This window comes from Pedobacter chitinilyticus, assembly GCF_003313385.1.
Taxonomy (GTDB): Bacteria; Bacteroidota; Bacteroidia; order Sphingobacteriales; family Sphingobacteriaceae; genus Pedobacter; species Pedobacter chitinilyticus.
Genome location: NZ_QMHN01000007.1, coordinates 229,045 through 245,412, shown reverse-complemented (window position 1 = coordinate 245,412; position 16,368 = coordinate 229,045). Strand labels below are relative to the sequence as shown.

The window sequence follows — 16,368 nt, the reverse complement described above, 5'->3', positions numbered from 1 at the left end:
TTGTTGAGTTGTTTACTATTTTGTTTGTAAGGGCAAAATGGTATTTACCAAAACGCATGTTTAGGTAACAGGTAGTTGAATGCTGCTTTGTAATCGAAGTATTTAAAAAATGAACCTTTTAGTTTAAGGTCATCAGGGGTAGAAATGTGAGGTTTTTTATCGGCAATTTTAGTTAACGTATATTCCGCTAAAATTAGCCTGGCTTTTTGCAAAAGCAGTTTGATTTTTACAAAAGCAGTTTTTTTATTTTTTTGAGAATCAGTGCTAAATGAGATATAGCTAGATAAATCTTTTGGAGTAGAGGAGATGGTTTCGCTGGCAGATAACGAAAAGCAACAAGCCAACAACCATCCGCAAAAGAGTAGCATAAATCTCATAGCCTCTAAAATACTAAAAAATATTGATTTTTTGAGCTATGGAATAGGCCTGGGCCTCTAAACAGACACTTGGATGTTATTTTCCTTTAAAAAAAGCCAAGGTTTCTTCTTTGTCTTTTTGAAGTTGTTTGGTCAAGGCTTCTAAGCCAGTAAACTTTACATCTTCCCTTAAAAAGGCTAAAAAGTTCATCTTAATATTTTGACCATAAATTTCACGGTTGAAGTCGAAAATGTTTACTTCAATGTTTCTAGTCATCCCATTAATCGTTGGGCGTTGTCCAATGTAGGCCATTCCACGATATACTTCAGGATTTTTATCTTCTCCCATTTCCACGGTAACGGCATAAATGCCATCCCCAGGAATGAGTTTGTAGGTTTCGGGTACGAAGATATTTGCAGTAGGGAACCCAATGGTCCTACCAATTTTATCACCTTTAATTACTGGGCCATAAATGGAAAAAGCATAGCCCAGATAGCTGTTGGCCAGGGCTACATCGCCATCCAATAAGGCTTTTCGTATTTTGGTTGAGCTTACGGCAACATCATTGATATCTTGTTCGGGTATTTCCTCCACTTGATAACCGTAGGAGCTAGCATTTTCTACCAACGTGCTAATATTTCCTAATCTATCCTTGCCAAAACGGTGGTCGTAACCGATGATGATTTTTTTAGTTCCAATAGCGTCTACTAAAATATTCTTGATGTAATCGTTGGCACTTAAATTAGAAAAATCTCTAGTGAATGGGGTAATGATCAAGTGGTCAACACCTAAGCTAGCCAATATCTGCGCTTTCTCTTCAATAGTGTTGATCATCTTCAACTCTTGATTTTCGGGGTCGATAATCATCCTTGGATGCGGAAAAAAAGTAAGTAGTACGCTTTCTCCTTCTGAATTTTTGGCCAACTCACAAAGTCGTTTAATAATTTTCTGATGTCCAAAATGAACCCCGTCGAAAGTACCAATGGTTACTATTGCATTGTCTAATTTCTTGAAATCGGATAGCTGATGATATATTTTCAAAGCAAAAATCTTTTAATGGAAAGCCTGACGTTTGACTACGCCACCCTTCAGATCGGCAATTTGTTGTTGAACTACGAAAGCGTTAGGGTCTATTTCATCAATCTTGTCTTGTAGTTTACTCAGTTCTAATTTGGTAACCACAGTGTAGATGATGTCAATGTCTTTTTTCTGCAAATAACCACCTTCGCCTTTGTAGATGGTAACACCACGTTTCATTTCGTTGATGATAAATGCTTTGATGACTTCATTTTCTTCTGAAATAATGGTGACACCAGTGTAAGCTTCTAATCGGTTGACAATAAAATCGATGGTGTTGGTTGCCGAAAGATAAGTTAAAATGGCGTATAGCGCCGTATCGATATTGATAAAATATGCGGCAAAAAGGAAAATGACAATATTGAGCATGAAGATGATATTGCCAACGGTAAGCTGGCTGTTTCTGCTAATATAAAGGGCCAATACCTCGGTACCATCAATTACGCAGCCGCCACGCATGGCCAAGCCAATTCCGCCTCCCAAAAAGAAACCACCAAAAAAGGCTACCAAAACCTTTTCGTGGGTAATGGGCTGAAAGGGGATGAAAATCAAACAAAGCGATAATGCTGTGATTGCAATGGCTGTTTTTAAGGCAAAAACTGGTCCAATTTGTTTATAACCTAAAATGATGAAGGGAATATTAATGACGATGATCAGATAGGAAAGTTTCCACTCGCTAAGGGTACTTATCAATAGAGAAATGCCTGTTACCCCACCATCAATAAAATGTTCGGGCATTAAAAAACTCTTCAAACCAAAACATGCGGATATTACACCTAAGCACATAAAGAGGATTTCTTTTGCTGTACGTATTCTTTCTGCCTTGCTGTTTACTTGCATCACTAAGGTTGGTTAGCGGTGTTCTTATTTTCTTCTTTCTTACTACGAAGATAAGCAATCAACTCTTTGAGCTCAAAAGCATTGCTCAATAAAAAGTTGCCGCTTCTGGTACGTGTTAGTTTAGAGAGGTAGGCTCCATTGTTAAGCGCTTTGCCAAAATCAGAAACTAATGATCTGATGTAAGTGCCCTTGCTACAAACAATCCTAAAGTCTATTTCAGGTAAGGCAATTCTGGTAATTTCAAACTCAGGTACGGAAACGAAGCGTTTTTTCAGTTCTACTTCTTCGCCCAAACGTGCTTTTACATACAGGCGTTCCCCATTCACTTTTACGGCAGAGTGTGCTGGTGGATATTGAGAGATATCACCAATAAAAGGTTTAGTGGCATTGTAAATTTCCGCTTCGGTAATGCCCGAAATATCAAATTTAGCATCTACTTCGGTTTCCATATCAAAAGAAGGTGTGGTAGCGCCCAAAATTAGGGTTCCAGTGTATTCCTTTTCTTCAGCTTGGAAAGTGTCTATTTGTTTGGTGAGTTTACCCGTACAAACAATCAATAAGCCAGTTGCTAAGGGATCAAGTGTACCTGCATGGCCCACTTTCAGTTTTAGCGGCTTTAGGGTATTCCTGATTTTTCCAACCACATCAAATGAAGTCCACTCATAAGGTTTGTTAATGAGTAGGAGTTCTCCTTCTGGAAAATTAAAGTCTGGAAATTCAGTGTTCGATTTTTCTTCGTTCAGCATTAAAGTATCGTAATTTCAATCCCAGCAAAGTACAATCCTAAAATAAGGATGCCTATTGCAATTCTATACCACCCAAAGATACGGAAGCCGTGTTTTGTTAAGAAACTAATGAAAGACTTAATGGCGATGATGGCAACAATGAAGGCCACCACATTTCCGAAAAGTAATATCTTGATGTTTTCGGCATTTAAAAGTTCGTAGCCTTTCAGCAGTTTATATCCAGTAGCAGCCACCATGGTAGGCACCGCTAGGAAAAATGAAAATTCTGCTGCAGCATTTTTGGTAAGCTTTTGTTGCATACCGCCAATAATAGTAGCGGCACTTCTGCTCAAACCTGGAAAACAAACCGCCAATACTTGGTAAAGACCAATTTTGAAAGCGGTAGCATTGGTAATCTTGCTTTCGTCGTTTACCGTGGGGTTTTTAAATAGCTTGTCAATAAACAACAGGACAATACCGCCAACTAATAGAATAACGGCAATAAAAATGGGATTGCCTAGTTTGTTGTCGATAAAATCGTTCAGTAAATACCCAAAAAGTAAGGCTGGTACTACCGCAATGGCTAATTTTACATAAAAGGCAAAACTGTTGAGGTTTATAAATTTCTTCCAGTAAATCACCACTACGGCTAAAATAGCCCCAAGTTGTATGGCAATGGTAAAAAGTTTCACAAAGTCGTCGGTAGCAATGCCCATGATAGAACTTGCAATCACCATGTGTCCAGTCGAGGAAACGGGCAAAAACTCGGTTAACCCTTCAATAATAGCAAGGATGAGTGCTTGTAAATAATTCATTTAGAAATTTACGTTTTTAGAATGATGAGGGGCGATTGGTATGTCGCCTTCAAATGATGCTATTTTTTCAATACAGCGTAAACGCCAAATGCAAAGCCGAACAATACAACTACAGGAGCAATCAATGTTCTTCTCGTGTCATAAATGTCACCATCAGCACCCATCATCAATAAAAAGCCAAGTACTACAATAGCGATGCTGATTAATAGTAATTGATAATTCTTTTTGCTGAAGACCAATTCTTCTTTTTGTTTCTGCGTTGCAGAAGTTGATTTTTGATCTGCCATTATCTATATAAATCGTAAATTTTTAAACGTAAATATTTGCTTACCGCAAACCAAGTACTGATTGCAGTGATAAAAATGCCAATAGCGATCATGCTGATAAATACCAAACCAAATTCGGTAAAGTTTCTAAGGATGATGATTTCTGGCAACTCTTGTTGAGCGTAGTATAATAATCCTAAAAGGATAATAATTGCAATGAATGAGGCAATGATGCCGTGTAACGCTGCCACTAAAATAAAAGGCCGCCTAATGAAATTTTTGGTAGCGCCTACCAATTGCATGCTCTTGATGAGGAAACGTTGTGAGAAAATGGCCAAACGAATGGTGTTGTTAATTAAAGCAACTGCAATAATTAAAAGAATGGCTGCAAAACCCAATACAATTAAGCTAATGGTATTGATGTTTTTGTTCACCATATCAATTAGTGAACTTTGATAAACTACTTCTTTTACGATAGGATCTTTCTCAATGGTTTTCTTTAAAGCATCAATATTTTGGTTGTTGGCATAATCAGCCTTTAAATAGACATCAATGGTTGAAAGTAGCGGGTTATAACCTAAAAAGTTCACAAAATCCTCACCCAAATCTTTGGTTAGATTGTGCTGTGCTACCTCCTTATTTACGTATTGCGTTTGTTTAACCGCAATGTTATTGTCCAAGTTTTTCTTGAACGCGAGCACTTCTGTTTCTTTAGCGCCTTCGTCTACAATGATATTAAGTACAATGTTTTCTTTTACATAGTTAGACAAGTTTTTGGCGTGTACTAAGATTAAACCAAGCATGCCCAACATTAACAACACTAATGCAATACTGAAAATAGTAGAAACATACACTGTTTTGGTTTTTTTTGCGGCTTGGCTTACTTCGAATTCTTCCATATGTACTTAATTGTTTTTGCGAAAATAAGTAAAGATAAGCTAAAACTTAAATTATGCGCTTATTGTTTTGTCTAAACAACTTTTTTATCTATTCAAAATTGTGAAAAAATGTTTTGGTTTCATGTATTTTAACATTCCTTAACAAAGTTTTTGTAGAGGAGAATCTATCATATCAGCGTTTAGCAAAGCATGTTTTTTGTTTGATCAATTACGAGTGGCACACGGATTGTTAACGGAATGTCATCTAAGTTGCGCAGTTAAATAACCCTAACCCGTAAAACAAATGAGAAAAAAAGTTGTATTGCTAGGCGCTATCTTAATTGCTATGGTTACTTTCAGCAGTTGTAAAAAGCAGGATGAAGCCACCAAACCCCTTTCAGAAAAGCTTTTTGGTAGATGGTCGGTAGAGAAAGTGGTAACTACCACCGAAACAGAAACAGGTCCTCGAGCGGTTACGCAAAATTATCAGACATCAGATTACATGGACTTCAGAAAAAGTGAAAACAATGATGTTGAAGTAAAATTAGGAGCCAATACTAGTTTAGGGACCTTTACTACTACTGTAGATCAAACCTTATATTTGACCATTTCTGGTAAAAGCTTGGTTTGTCAAATGGACCAAATTACGGATGGCAAAGCTCAATTTACAGGAACGGTTACTGGATCAAATCCCAAAGTAACAGAAACCTATTATCTATATCGATAAAACCAAAAATAAGTGAATGAAGCACCGCTATTTCCCGTAGCGGTGTTTTTTGTTTAAAGCTTTACCAAAACAGGCTTAATTTCCGTACTTTTGCAAACTATTTAGAAACAGCATATTAATGGATTATCAATTTGCAGCCATAGAGGAAAAGTGGCAGAAATACTGGGCCGATCACCAATCATTTAAAGCCGAAGCCAATTCAGACAAACCGAAATACTATGTTTTAGACATGTTTCCGTATCCTTCGGGAGCAGGTTTGCACGTAGGACATCCACTGGGCTATATCGCTTCTGATATCTTTGCCAGATACAAACGTTTAAAAGGTTTTAACGTATTGCACCCTATGGGTTACGATTCGTTTGGCTTACCTGCAGAGCAGTATGCGATACAAACCGGACAGCATCCAGCGGTAACCACCGAAACTAATATCAATACGTATCGTCGTCAACTGGACCAAATCGGATTTTCATTCGATTGGAGCAGGGAGGTGCGCACTAGTGAGCCATCTTATTATAAGTGGACACAATGGATTTTTATGCAATTGTTTAACTCTTGGTATAATTTAGAGACAGACAAAGCGGAATCTATTTCGACCTTAATTGAAAAATTCAATGCTGCTGGTAGTGCTGATATTAAAGCAGCTTGTGATGAGGATACCAGAACTTTCTTGCCAAGTGATTGGGCTAATTTCTCGGAAGAAGAAAAACAAGAAGAGCTGTTGAAATATCGTTTGACCTATTTGAAAGAAAGCACCGTGAACTGGTGTCCAGCTTTGGGTACGGTATTGGCAAACGATGAAGTGAAAGATGGTTTTTCGGAACGTGGTGGCTATCCAGTAGAGCAAAAGAAAATGATGCAGTGGAGCATGCGTATTACTGCCTATGCAGAACGCTTGTTGCAGGGCTTGGATACGATTGATTGGCCAGAGCCAATGAAAGAAATGCAACGTAACTGGATTGGTAAAAGCTCAGGCGCTTCGGTAAAGTTTAAAGTTGAAAACAGCGATTTGCAGATAGAAGTATTCACTACCAGGGTAGATACTATTTTTGGCGTTTCTTATTTGGTATTGGCACCTGAGCACGAATGGGTTGCTCAATTGACCACGCCAGTACAAAAAGCTGAAATTGAAGATTATATTGCGCAAACCAAAAAGAAATCTGAATTGGACCGCATGGCTGATGCAAAAACCGTTTCTGGTGCTTTTACTGGGACTTATGTCATTAATCCAGTGAGTGGCGAGCGTGTGCCGTTATGGATTGCTGATTATGTGTTGGCAGGTTATGGAACTGGTGCTGTAATGGGCGTGCCAAGTGGCGACCAACGCGACTGGTTGTTTGCCACGAATTTCAATTTGCCTATTGTACAAATTTTAGATAGCCAAAAGGAAATTGATGTACAAGCTGATCCTACTAAAGAAGGAAAATATATCAATTCGGGTTTCATTAATGGAATGACCTATAAAGAGGCGGTTGCTTTCTTGAACCAATGGTTAGAAGACCAAGGCGTAGGAAAAGCGAAAATCAATTACCGTCAACGTGATGCTATTTTTGGTCGCCAACGTTATTGGGGCGAACCAATTCCCGTATATTTTAAAGATGGCTTGCCTTACTTGTTGAAAGAGGAAGAATTACCATTATTATTGCCAGAAATTGATAAATATTTGCCAACAGAAACAGGTGAACCGCCACTAGGCAGGGCCGAAGGTTGGAAATATGAAGGTAAATATGAGTACGAACTTTCGACCATGCCAGGTTGGGCGGGCAGTAGCTGGTACTGGTACCGTTATATGGATGCCCAAAATGATCAAGTTTTTGCAGATCCAAAAGCAGTTGATTATTGGAAAGATGTAGACTTGTACATTGGAGGTTCTGAACATGCTACAGGGCACTTGCTTTACAGCCGTTTTTGGAACAAGTTTTTGAAAGATTTAGGCTTCTCAAAAGAAGAAGAACCTTTCAAGAAATTGATCAACCAAGGCATGATCCAAGGTAGAAGTAATTTTGTTTATCGTGTAGTGGATGAAGAGGGAAGAGGAACAAACAAGTTGGTTTCTTTTAACCTTAGAAAAGATTATAAAACCATTGCCCTACATGTTGATGTAAACATCGTGGAGAATGATGTTTTAAATATCGAGAAGTTCAAAGTGTGGAGGGATGAGTTTGCTAATGCAGAATTTGTGTTAGAAAACGGCAAATACATTTGCGGCGTTGAAGTGGAGAAGATGTCGAAATCTAAATTCAACGTAGTAAATCCTGATGTATTGATCGCTCAATACGGAGCGGACACATTGAGGATGTACGAAATGTTCTTAGGACCTTTAGAGCAAAGCAAACCTTGGAATACCAATGGTATTGAGGGTGTATTTAAGTTCTTGCGTAAATTTTGGCGTTTGTTCCATAATGAAGCTTGGGAATTTACTGTGAGCGACGAAGCGCCTAGCAAAGCCGAATTGAAGTCGTTGCATAAAATCATTAAAAAAGTACAGGAAGATATTGAGCGTTTTTCTTTCAATACGTCGGTTTCAAGTTTTATGATTGCCGTGAACGAATTGACCGATTTGAAATGTAATAAGCGAGCAATCTTACAGGAATTGGTAGTGGTTTTGGCTCCTTATGCGCCACATATTTGCGAAGAGCTATGGTCGTTATTAGGTAATAAAGATTTATCTACTGCGAAATATCCAGTTTTCAATCCAGAATATTTGGTAGAGGATGAATTTGCTTATCCAATTTCCATCAATGGAAAAATGAAGATGAACTTGAACTTGAGTTTAACCTTGGAAGCAAAAGATGCCGAAGCAGCAGTTTTGGCCAATGAGCAAGTGCAAGGATTTTTAAATGGCGCAAGCCCTAAGAAAATCATCTTTGTTAAAGGAAAGATTGTAAATATTGTAGTTTAGGATACTATACTATAAATAATGAAAGGGCTCTGGTTTTATATCGGAGCTTTTTTTATTGGACTTTCAATAGACGTAGATACTACGTCATTGCAAAGAACGAATCAATCTTAAAGTGATATTTTATCGCCTAGCGATTGTTGTAGGATTGCTTCGTTCCTCGCAATGATGATTCTACGCCTGTCTAATCTCTAAAATAATTCTCAAAGAGCAAGAAGGCCAAACCATTCGCCGCCTAAAAAATACCATTCACCGACAGTTTTGTGCAAATAGGAAAAAAATGCTTTAACGACACTGTAACAAAAAATACCTTTGAAAGACTAATACGTACAAACAACAAAATAATATGAAAAAACTACTACTAATTTGTGCCGCTTTATTGATGATGGTGAATGCAAAAGCTCAATTCCCGATGATGGGTGGAGGCAATGCAGCTCCAAAAGTGACAGGGCGTGTTTCGGCTACTATTTTAGATTCGGTAAGTAAACAACCTGTAGAATATGCTACGGTTTCATTGGTAAATGCTAAAACAGCTAAAGCCGTTAACGGAGGTCTTACCGACGCGAAAGGTAAAGTATCTATCCAAAATATTGCACCAGGCGAATACAAAATGATTGTGGGTTTTATTGGTTATGCCACTAAAACAATCGCTGTAAAAACAACGCCAGAAAAACCAGATAATAACTTAGGTAATTTATTCTTGGCAGGTAACTCAAGCACTTTGAAAGAAGTGACGATTGAAGGCAAGAAAAATGTAGTTGAAAATAAGATCGACCGTATGGTGTACAACGCGGAGGCAGATGCGACCAATGCTGGTGGTGACGCTACTGACGTGATGCGTAAAGTGCCAATGCTATCGGTAGATATTAATGGTAATGTACAATTGAGGGGAAGCGCTGTTAGGGTATTGATTAATGGAAAGCCTTCTGGTACGATGGCTAACAGCGTAGCTGATGCCTTGAAAATGATCCCTGCAGAGCAGATTAAAAGCGTTGAGGTTATTACTAACCCATCTGCTAAATATGATGCAGAAGGTTCTGGTGGTATCATCAACATCATTACTAAAAAGAGCAATGCAGAAGGTGTAAGCGGTTCAGTAAATGCTTCGGCAGGTACTCGCCAAAATAACGGTAGCTTAAACTTAACAGCTAAAAGCGGTCGTTTTAGTGCGAATACAGCTTTGGGTGGTTTTCTTGCTTATCCACAAGAAACCAAAACAGCTTTCTTGAACAAAATAAGTGTAGGAGACATTTTACAAAATGGAATGTCTGATTGGAAAAGAGAAGGATTTAATGGTAGCTTAGGTTTAGATTACGATTTCAACGCTTATAATAACTTAAGCACTAACGCTAAATACAATACTTTTTACAACGGTGGAAGTTCTGGCTCGAATATTTTTGCCAACGGTATACCTACTGGTAACATTGTTGGTAATAGCGATATGTCTAATGGAAACTTGGATTGGAACTTAGACTACAGACGTACCAGTAAAAAACAAGGAGAAGAATTTTCTGTCGCAGGTCAATTAACACTAGGTAGAAATAACAATGAGTTCGTAAATGATGAACGTACTGCTGCTGGAGCACCAATTTCATATGACGAAAGCAACAATATTGGTAAAAACAGAGAATATACTTTACAAACAGATTATATCTATCCATTTAGTAAAACTATAATTTTTGAAGCAGGTGCAAAAGGTATTTTAAGGAATATTAAAAGTGAATTTTCTCAGGATTCTGAACGAGATTTTGACTACGACCAAAATGTAGGTGCTGCTTATTCTACCATCGCTTTTAATTTAACTGACAAGATTAAGTTTAAAGGTGGGGTAAGAGGTGAATACACCGAGATTAGTTTTGTGGATGTGAATGGAAACCTAAATAAAAATGACTATTTTAATTTGTTTCCAAATGCCATACTTTCTCAGGCAATTAATCCAACAAGTACCTTAAAGTTAGCTTATAACAAAAGGGTACAACGTCCAAGTTTGGCTTATTTAAATCCATTCCTTAATAGAACAAACCCGTATAGTTTAATGCAGGGTAATCCTGATTTGAACCCTGAGTTGAGCCACAACGTAGAGTTGGGTTATTCAACCTTTATTAAAGGCTCAATGATTAATGCTTCGTTATTTTATAGAAATACAAGGAATGTTATTGAAAGTATTAATCAAAAGTATACTGAGAACGGAAGCACGGGTAAAATTTTAACTACTTATGCTAACGTTGGTACTACTCAAAGTTTTGGAGCTAACTTATTTGCTTCATACAATCCAACTCCAAAATGGACTTTGATGACCAATCTGGGTGTAAATACCTATGAGATCAGAAAAACTGCTAATGCCTTAGGAGGGATGAATGAAGGAACCTATTTGAACTATAACTTGTTCCTGAGATCTGCTACAGCATTTAAAGGTGGTTGGAATTTAGAATTGTACGGTGTGGTGAACTCGCCGCGTTATACTTATCAAAGTAAAACAGATCCGATGTTCTTTTACGGAGGTGCGGTGAAAAAAGACATCATGAAGAAACAAGCTTCTATTGGTCTGAACATGTTAAATCCTTTCAACAGAGATTTACATATCAAAACAGTAACTCAATCGGATGATACTTATCAAACCACTAATATTTACTATCCATTACGTCAAATTAGCTTAAACTTTAGCTACAAATTCGGTAAGCTGAAATTTACTGAGAAGAAAAAGATCAAAAATGACGACATGAAACAAGACCAACAACAAGGCGGCGGCATGGGCGGCATGGGTCAAGGTAAATAAGTAGGATTTAAAAATATAAGATTAAAAGGCCGTTCATGATTTGAGCGGCCTTTTTTTATAAGCCGTTTAGAACAAATGATTTATCTCACTTTTTTATTTTTACTCCTTTTAGTTGTTTAAAAACGTTTATTTTTGTGAACAACCAACACAACAAACATTGCTTCTTTTTCATTTGGCAGTTATTGGAGGTATATTTATATTTTCTCTAATTGTCGTTTTGCTTATTCTATTTGGGCGGGGCAGACGTTACCAAAACCTATTGCTCTGCATTGGTATTGCGGGTATTATCTGGTATGCGGTGATGTACCTTCTCACCAGCACGGGGTATATTCGTCATTACCCATATTTGTTTAATAAGGGATTGCCTTTTTACTATCTCATTGGACCGTGTTTTTATTTATATATTAGAGGGACAATCTATCCTCAATACACTTCTTTCCGCAAAATAGATCTACTTCATTTGCTGGTGACAATTCCGGCTATTTGCTCCATCATGCCTTATTGCCTTTTAGATGATGTTGGTCAGCAGTATGTGGTAGATCAGATTGCAAAAGATCAGAACTATTCCTTTAGTGGCGCAAAATATGTAGTAGGCATTTGGCATTGGTTTACTTGGCCCTTAACGGCATTGATTTACACGGTACTTCAATACCATTTAATTAAAAATGCAGCAATATCAGCAAGTTTAACCCAAAAAAGTAAGAAGTGGATGTATGGGATTACCATGATCTGTTTGATAACCTTTGGGATGATACTCACTTTAAATTTAGCGGTGTTATTTGATAAAACTTCTGCAGCAATCATCCTTAATTCTAGCAAAATGATTGTCTTTTTAGCGTTATGTTTCTTAACCTTGGGAGGCGCTTTTTTTGTGAACCCAAACTTTATTTATGGGCATTTTGTTTTGAATGGGGAAAATATTGCTCATACTGATTCAAGCACCGTTCAGGAAAAGCCATTAAGTAAACAAAGCTTATTTAAAGAAGAAGTAACGCCAATATTACCTGATTTTGAATTGATTGATCATTTAGAAGCATACCTTTCGAAAAGTAAGATCTATTTAGAAACAGGATTAACTTTAAGCAAACTAGCGGTAGCAGCAGATATCCCCAGTTATAAACTTTCAGAACTGCTAAATACTTATTATGAGCAGAATTTTAATGCTTATGTTAATGTCTGGCGCATTAAATATATTGTACAAAGACTCGAAATAGGCGACCATAAATTTCTTACCCTAGAAGCCTTAGCCAATGAGGCTGGTTTCACGTCTCGAAATTCTTTTTTTACTGCTTTTAAAAAGCAGATGGGTCTATCTCCCTCTGCTTACATTGGAACTTTAAAGCTAAAAACGGCTTAAAAAGATGTACTAATTTCTAGAATCTAGTACATTGAGTGAGGAATAAAAGCCTCGTTTTCAATGTTTATTGATGAATTTTATCCACGAAAATTAATTAACAATTTATGGAGAAATTCTACAAGAAATTTGCATTCAATTTTAGTGATGTGGGTATGGCTTTGCTAGTTCTCATTTCATTATGGCTCAATGCTAACGTTAACGCTCAAGCACCAACGTTTAATTCTACCCCTGTAACCAATGCTAAAGCGGGTACGCCTTACAATTATTCCCTTTTCGCTACAGACCCAGGGAATAACAATATCACATTTACCGCACCAACATTACCAAGTTGGTTAAGCTTTTCTGCTAGTGGGCAAAATACTCCGACTGAATTTGGAATGACCCTAGCTAATCCAGGAGGAATAGTACAGGATGACGACGGCAATACCTATATTACTTCTTTTTCTGATACCAAGATTTATAAAATAACACCTGATGGAAATTCTAGTGTTTGGGCTAACAGGGGTACGGGAACTGTTTTATCTTTAATGATACATGATGGGTTTATGTATGTGCCTTATTATACAGGGGGTACTTCTGGTTTAACAAGGATAGCCATGAATAATCCTGCAGCAGGTGAAAGCTCGATTTATAGTGCTGCAAAAATTATAAGTTTGGCCCAAAAAGATGGGTATTTATATTGCGCCTCTTATGGTTCTGGTAAACTGGTTAGAATAAGAATTTCTGATTTCCAAGCTACTGATTTAGCGACCACAGGTACTGGCTTATTGGGTGGCCCATTTGGTGTGGCATTTGATAGCGAGGGTAAATTACTAATAGCGTCATGGAACGGTCAACGTTTGCAGAGGTGGGATGGAGCCACTTTCACTACATTGCCTATAACTTTCACTGGTAATTTGAGTGACGTTAAGGTAGATAGAGCTGGCTATGTTTACGTTTCTGTTTACGGGAATAGCACCATACTTAAATTTACCCCAGACTTAAGTTCTTCAGTAACTGTTGCGTCTAATATGTCCACTTATTCGATGACACTTAGTTCAAATGGCACTTTAGTTTTCGGTAATCGTCTTGACTCCAAGCAGTACCGTCTTCAAACTGGAGCAGTGTTAACAGGTACACCAACACAAGCTCACATTGGTACACACAATGTAAAAATTACTGCTGATAACGGTACTCAAACCACAGACCAAGAATTTATCATTACCGTTAAAGGTGCGCCAACTGTTGGTAGTTTCGCTGATATCAGTAAGTCAATTGGAGATGCCAATTTTTCTTTAACCGCGCCAAGTTCAAACAGTGCGGGTGCTTTTACTTATACAAGTAGTAACATTGGCGTAGCTACCATTTCTGGTAATATGGTTACGATCACGGGCGCTGGTACAACCACCATCACTGCTACGCAAGCTGCGGATGGTTTTTATGATGGAGCTTCTGTTACTGCGACCCTAACCGTGGGCATTAAGCCACCAGGTAATGCCTTAACCTTTGACGGTAGTGGTGATTTTGTACAAATTGGGAATGCGAATACTTTCGATGCCCGTAACATGAAAACCATTGAAGCTTGGGTGAAGTTCAATGATTTGGTTAATGAGCAAGAAATTATTAGTAAAAGTACCAGTAGCAATGGCCTTGAACTTATAATTTATAACAGACAACTTGCCGTATTTGCCATGGGCGGAGGCCTAGATAGGCACGTCGACTACCCAACTTCTAATTTAGTAGCGAATAGATGGTATCACGTAGCCGCTACGCATAATGGTGCAAATTCAACCTTAACCCTATATTTAAATGGCGTTGTGGTTGGTACTGCACAAACGCCAACTGGAATGACTAATTCCGCTGATCCTTTGCATTTAGGTAAATGGAATGATCCTTATAGCAACAGATATTTTAAAGGGAGTTTAGATGAGGTAAGAATTTGGAACGTCCAACTTACACAAGCTCAAATTCAAGCCGGAATGTATCAAGAAATAGATCCAGCTACAGCAGGACTGCAAGCCTACTACAAATTCTCTGAAGGTATTGCTGACGGTAATAACACCGCTATCACTACAACCTTAGATGCTACTGCAAATACTAGAAATGGTATCTTAAATGGTTTTGCGAAAACAGGTTCAGCATCAAATTATACAGAAAGCTATGCCTTGGTGGCTCCAGTACTACAAGATGCTGCTGATATCACGGGAGAAGGTTTCACCGCTAAATGGCAAACCCCAATTACAGGCGTGGTTGACAATTATCTGTTAGACGTTTCTGAAAGTTCAAACTTCTCAAGCTTTGTTCCGGGATATCTGAATAAAGATGTAGGCAATGTTAATGAATTTGCGGTAACTGGACTCACTGCAAACAGGACTTACTATTTCAGAGTTAGGGCAAATAAAACTTCGGTAAATACCCAAGGAACTTATTCAAATGTAAAAACTGCAGCTACCACAAAAAGCAATCAAACCATTACATTTGCAGATTTGACTGCGAAAACCTATGGTGATGCAAGTTTTACACTAAGCGCTACATCGACATCCAATTTGACTGTTACTTTCGAAAGCAGTGATGAAACGATTGCGAGTGTTTCAGGGACTACGGTAACGATTAAAAAAGCAGGAACGGTAAATATCATCGCTAAGCAAGCAGGAAACAGTCTTTACAATGCTGCCTCTAATGTTACTAAACAATTGGTAGTCAATAAAGCTCCACTTACAGTAACAGCGCAAAACGCTACTAAAACTTATGATAAAGTTGCGTATACAGGCGGGAATGGAATCAGCTATGCTGGATTTATTACTGGGGATAATGCTGCAAACAGCATAGCTGGAACAGTTGTTTACGGAGGTACTTCACAAAATGCAATCAACGTTGCCAGCAACTACACCGTTATTCCTTCGGGATTAACTTCGGCCAACTATGCCATTACTTACGCTAATGGAACTTTAACCATCAATAAAGCCCCACTTACAGTAACAGCACAAAACGCCACTAAAACTTATGATAAAGTTGCTTATACCGGTGGAAATGGAATCAGCTATACTGGATTTATTACTGGAGATAATGCTGCGAACAGCGTAACTGGAACAATTGTTTACGGTGGTACCTCGCAAAATGCGATCAACGTAGCTAATAACTACACCATCATTCCTTCTGGTTTAAGTTCGGACAACTATGTCATTACTTATGCTAATGGAACTTTAGCTATTAATAAAGCTACATTAACCGTAACTGCGCAAAATGCAACCAAAACTTACGACAAAGTAGCTTATACTGGTGGAAACGATGTTACCTATGCAGGTTTTATCGCTAGTGACAATGTTGCAAATAGCACCACTGGTACCATTAATTATTCAGGTACCTCACAAGGGGCTATTGCTGCAAATACTTACACCATTATTCCTTCTGGTTTAAGTTCGGACAACTATGTCATTACTTATGCTAATGGAACTTTAGCTATTAATAAAGCTACATTAACCGTAACTGCGCAAAATGCAACCAAAACTTACGACAAAGTAGCTTATACTGGTGGAAACGATGTTACCTATGCAGGTTTTATCGCTAGTGACAATGTTGCAAATAGCACCACTGGTACCATTAATTATTCAGGTACCTCACAAGGGGCTATTGCTGCAAATACTTACACCATTATTCCTTCTGGTTTAAGTTCGG

The 16,368-nt window shown here is 38.0% G+C and carries 12 protein-coding genes; 5 read left to right on the top strand and 7 right to left on the bottom strand.

Annotated features, from left to right (window positions below; all coding sequences use genetic code 11):
- Positions 1 to 44: 44 nt before the first annotated feature.
- From DUT70_RS19330 to DUT70_RS19300, 7 genes are all read right to left on the bottom strand, one after another.
- Positions 45 to 377, bottom strand: a complete 333-nt coding sequence (locus DUT70_RS19330; protein WP_128353403.1) for a hypothetical protein — start codon at positions 375 to 377, stop codon at positions 45 to 47.
- A gap of 76 nt (positions 378 to 453) precedes the next feature.
- On the bottom strand, positions 454 to 1,398 hold the full coding sequence (locus DUT70_RS19325) for a bifunctional riboflavin kinase/FAD synthetase (protein ID WP_113649007.1): 945 nt from the start codon (positions 1,396 to 1,398) through the stop codon (positions 454 to 456).
- Between the two features lie 12 nt (positions 1,399 to 1,410).
- The gene (locus tag DUT70_RS19320) at positions 1,411 to 2,274 is read right to left on the bottom strand and encodes a YitT family protein (RefSeq protein ID WP_113649006.1); all 864 of its coding nucleotides are present in this window, start codon (positions 2,272 to 2,274) and stop codon (positions 1,411 to 1,413) included.
- A 2-nt stretch (positions 2,275 to 2,276) separates the two neighbouring features.
- Entirely contained in the window at positions 2,277 to 3,020 is a 744-nt protein-coding gene (gene truB / locus DUT70_RS19315; protein WP_113649005.1) for a tRNA pseudouridine(55) synthase TruB, read from the bottom strand.
- Positions 3,020 to 3,814, bottom strand: coding sequence for an undecaprenyl-diphosphate phosphatase (locus DUT70_RS19310; RefSeq protein ID WP_113649004.1), 795 nt, complete (start codon positions 3,812 to 3,814; stop codon positions 3,020 to 3,022). The genes truB and DUT70_RS19310 overlap by 1 nt, the downstream gene beginning before the upstream one ends.
- Positions 3,815 to 3,873: 59 nt before the next feature.
- Positions 3,874 to 4,101, bottom strand: a complete 228-nt coding sequence (locus DUT70_RS19305) for a DUF3098 domain-containing protein (RefSeq protein ID WP_113649003.1) — start codon at positions 4,099 to 4,101, stop codon at positions 3,874 to 3,876.
- Positions 4,101 to 4,979 (bottom strand): cell division protein FtsX, encoded by an 879-nt coding sequence (locus DUT70_RS19300; RefSeq protein WP_113649002.1) that lies wholly within the window; start codon positions 4,977 to 4,979, stop codon positions 4,101 to 4,103. The genes DUT70_RS19305 and DUT70_RS19300 overlap by 1 nt, the downstream gene beginning before the upstream one ends.
- A gap of 283 nt (positions 4,980 to 5,262) precedes the next feature.
- Here DUT70_RS19300 and DUT70_RS19295 point away from each other — a divergent pair, with 283 nt between their 5' ends.
- The 5 genes from DUT70_RS19295 to DUT70_RS19275 form a co-directional block, all read left to right on the top strand.
- Positions 5,263 to 5,685 carry a hypothetical protein gene (locus DUT70_RS19295; RefSeq protein WP_113649001.1) on the top strand — a complete coding sequence of 141 codons (423 nt, stop codon included), beginning with the start codon at positions 5,263 to 5,265 and terminating at the stop codon, positions 5,683 to 5,685.
- A 118-nt stretch (positions 5,686 to 5,803) separates the two neighbouring features.
- Positions 5,804 to 8,584, top strand: a complete 2,781-nt coding sequence (leuS, locus tag DUT70_RS19290; protein WP_113649000.1) for a leucine--tRNA ligase — start codon at positions 5,804 to 5,806, stop codon at positions 8,582 to 8,584.
- A gap of 343 nt (positions 8,585 to 8,927) precedes the next feature.
- Complete coding sequence (locus DUT70_RS19285; RefSeq protein ID WP_113648999.1) at positions 8,928 to 11,357, top strand: TonB-dependent receptor domain-containing protein; 2,430 nt, start codon at positions 8,928 to 8,930, stop codon at positions 11,355 to 11,357.
- 157 nt (positions 11,358 to 11,514) lie between these two features.
- Positions 11,515 to 12,714 (top strand): helix-turn-helix domain-containing protein, encoded by a 1,200-nt coding sequence (locus DUT70_RS19280; protein ID WP_128353402.1) that lies wholly within the window; start codon positions 11,515 to 11,517, stop codon positions 12,712 to 12,714.
- A gap of 104 nt (positions 12,715 to 12,818) precedes the next feature.
- A partial coding sequence (locus DUT70_RS19275) for a LamG-like jellyroll fold domain-containing protein (RefSeq protein ID WP_205529845.1) occupies positions 12,819 to 16,368 on the top strand: 3,550 nt, incomplete at its 3' end.

Excerpts from the sequence above, each read along its gene's own strand:
- DUT70_RS19330 (WP_128353403.1), bottom strand. The coding sequence starts at position 377 with ATGAGATTTATGCTACTCTTTTGCGGATGGTTGTTGGCTTGTTGCTTT.
- DUT70_RS19320 (WP_113649006.1), bottom strand. The coding sequence starts at position 2,274 with ATGCAAGTAAACAGCAAGGCAGAAAGAATACGTACAGCAAAAGAAATC.
- truB (WP_113649005.1), bottom strand. The coding sequence starts at position 3,020 with ATGCTGAACGAAGAAAAATCGAACACTGAATTTCCAGACTTTAATTTT.
- DUT70_RS19310 (WP_113649004.1), bottom strand. The coding sequence starts at position 3,814 with ATGAATTATTTACAAGCACTCATCCTTGCTATTATTGAAGGGTTAACC.
- DUT70_RS19305 (WP_113649003.1), bottom strand. The coding sequence starts at position 4,101 with ATGGCAGATCAAAAATCAACTTCTGCAACGCAGAAACAAAAAGAAGAA.
- DUT70_RS19300 (WP_113649002.1), bottom strand. The coding sequence starts at position 4,979 with ATGGAAGAATTCGAAGTAAGCCAAGCCGCAAAAAAAACCAAAACAGTG.
- DUT70_RS19295 (WP_113649001.1), top strand. The coding sequence starts at position 5,263 with ATGAGAAAAAAAGTTGTATTGCTAGGCGCTATCTTAATTGCTATGGTT.
- leuS (WP_113649000.1), top strand. The coding sequence starts at position 5,804 with ATGGATTATCAATTTGCAGCCATAGAGGAAAAGTGGCAGAAATACTGG.
- DUT70_RS19285 (WP_113648999.1), top strand. The coding sequence starts at position 8,928 with ATGAAAAAACTACTACTAATTTGTGCCGCTTTATTGATGATGGTGAAT.